The sequence below is a fragment of the Dietzia sp. DQ11-38-2 genome (assembly GCF_014145055.1).
GTDB lineage: Bacteria > Actinomycetota > Actinomycetes > Mycobacteriales > Mycobacteriaceae > Dietzia.
Genome location: NZ_JAALDW010000065.1, coordinates 1 through 2,359, shown reverse-complemented (window position 1 = coordinate 2,359; position 2,359 = coordinate 1). Strand labels below are relative to the sequence as shown.

At 69.3% G+C, this 2,359-nt stretch carries 2 protein-coding genes; both read left to right on the top strand.

Annotated elements, in window-relative coordinates:
- Window positions 1-752 (top strand): alpha/beta fold hydrolase (locus tag G6026_RS02835; protein ID WP_182612206.1); only part of this gene is annotated, 752 nt, incomplete at its 5' end.
- Entirely contained in the window at window positions 749-2,302 is a 1,554-nt protein-coding gene (locus G6026_RS02830; RefSeq protein WP_107755469.1) for an acyl-CoA carboxylase subunit beta, read from the top strand. The genes G6026_RS02835 and G6026_RS02830, both read left to right, overlap by 4 nt.
- The last annotated feature ends 57 nt before the right edge of the window (window positions 2,303-2,359 follow it).

Sequence of the window (2,359 nt, the reverse complement as noted above, 5' to 3'; positions counted from 1 at the left end):
TGGTCGACCGGCTCGACGGCGACACCCCGGTCTACGGTGTCGAGCGCACCGAGGGCTCTCTCGAGGAGAGGGCCGCCGGGTACCTGGACAGGATCCGGGAGATCGCCTCCGGGCGCCCCGTCGCGCTGGGCGGCTGGTCCTTCGGCGGGGCACTGGCGGTCGAGGTCGCGCGTCAGTTGCGGGCCGCCGACGACGTCGTGGCGCTGGTGGCCCTCCTGGACACCGTGCAGCCGTCCGAGCCGGTCCCGGACACGCTCGACGAGGCTGAGGCCCGTTGGCGGCGCTACTCCGAGTTCGCCAAGCGGACCTACGGCCTGGACGTGGAGGTGCCGCGGGAGTTCCTCGCCGAGCACGGGGAGGACGGGGTGCTGGGGATGCTTCTCGAGGGCCTGGGCGCGGAGGCCAACGCCATGGGCGGCGGAGTCATCGAACACCAGCGCGCGAGCTTCGTCGACAACCGCATCCTCCAGAGCGCGGACCTGTCCGCGTGGTCCGGGGTCGGCGCGGAGGTCTCCTTCGTGCTCTACCGCGCCGAGCGGATGCACGAGGGGGCGATCGAGCTCGAGCCCCGGTACGCGCACGTGGACCCCGACGGCGGCTGGGGCCGGATCGTCTCCGATCTCGAGGTGGTCCAGCTCAAGGGAGACCACCTCGCGGTGGTCGATGAACCCGTGGTCGGTACGGTCGGTAAGCATCTGGCGCGTCGGCTCTCGGAGATCGACGCGGGAGTACTGAAGGGATCGGACGCGTGACGGCTAGGACCACCGCGGAGAAGCTCGCAGAACTGCGGGTCAAGACCGAGCAGGCCCGGGACCCGGGCAGCGAGCGGGCCAGGGCCCGACGCGACGCCGCGGGCCACACGCCGCCGCGGGAGCGCATCGCGGAGCTGCTCGACCCGGGCAGCTTCGTGGAGATGGGCCAGCTGGCGAAGGCTCCCGGTAACCCGGACAACCCGTTCGGGGACGGTGTGGTGACCGGGCGCGGCACGATCGACGGGCGACCCGTGGTCGTGTACGCGCACGACAACACGGTGTTCGGCGGGTCGGTGGGCGAGGGCTTCGGCAAGAAGGTCTGCGCGATCATGGACTTCGCCCTCAAGGTGGGGTGTCCCATCATCGGGATCAACGACTCGGGTGGAGCCCGCGTGCAGGACGCCGTCACCTCCCTGGCCTACTACTCGGAGATCTCCAAGCGTCAGTACCCGGCGTCCGGGTACATCCCGCAGATCTCGATCATGTTGGGCAAGTGCGCGGGTGGCGCCGTCTACGCGCCCGTCACCACCGACTTCGTGGTGGCTGTCAAGGACCAGGCGTACATGTTCGTCACCGGTCCGGACGTGATCAAGCAGGTCACCGGCGAGGACATCTCGATGGATGACCTCGGTTCCGCCCTGCAGCAGGCCAAGAACGGCAACGTCAACCACGTGGCCGTGAGCGAGCACGACGCGTTCATGTACGTGCGGAACCTACTCAGCTTCATGCCCTCCTCGGCCGCCGAGAAGGCGCCGAGGATCAATCCAGGGCTCGAACCGTCGACCACCGCCTCCGACCTGGAACTCGACTCGATCATCCCGGACTCGGACAACGCGGCGTACGACATGCACGACCTGCTCATCCGGATGTTCGACGACGGCGAGTTCGTCGAGACCTCGGGGCAGTTCGCCCAGAACATCATCACCGGCTTCGCCCGGGTCGACGGCGAGTCGGTCGGCGTCGTGGCCAACCAGCCGCTTCACCTGTCGGGATCCCTGGACATCGACGCCTCGGAGAAGGCCACCCGGTTCATGATGCTGTGCGACGCCTACTCGATCCCGATCGTCTACGTGGTCGACACCCCCGGGTACCTGCCGGGTGTCCAGCAGGAGAAGCTCGGCATCATCCACCGCGGCGCCAAGATGGGGTACGCGGTGGCCGCCACCTCGGTGCCCAAGGTGACCTTCGTCGTCCGCAAGGCCTATGGCGGCGCCTACGCCGTGATGGGGTCCAAGAACCTTGGCGGGGACCTGAACTTCGCCTGGCCCACCGCCCGTATCGCGGTGATGGGGGCCGAGGGCGCGGTGGATCTGCTGCAGCGTCGGCAGATCGAGGAGGCGGGCCCGGAGGAGGGGCCCAAGCTCCGCAAGCAGCTGATCGACATGTACAACGAGTTCATCGCGACCCCGTACTCGGCCGCCGAGCGCGGGTACATCGACGCGGTGATCGAGCCGTCGCAGACTCGTCTGGTCCTGCGCGGCGCGTTAGCCCAGCTGCGCGACAAGATCCGCAACGAGCCCCCGCGCAAGCACCCCATCGCCCCGCTGTGACCGCCGCCGTCCGCTGACCCGACCCCCGGGGGTGGCGGCGTGGGGCGGCACGCGCCC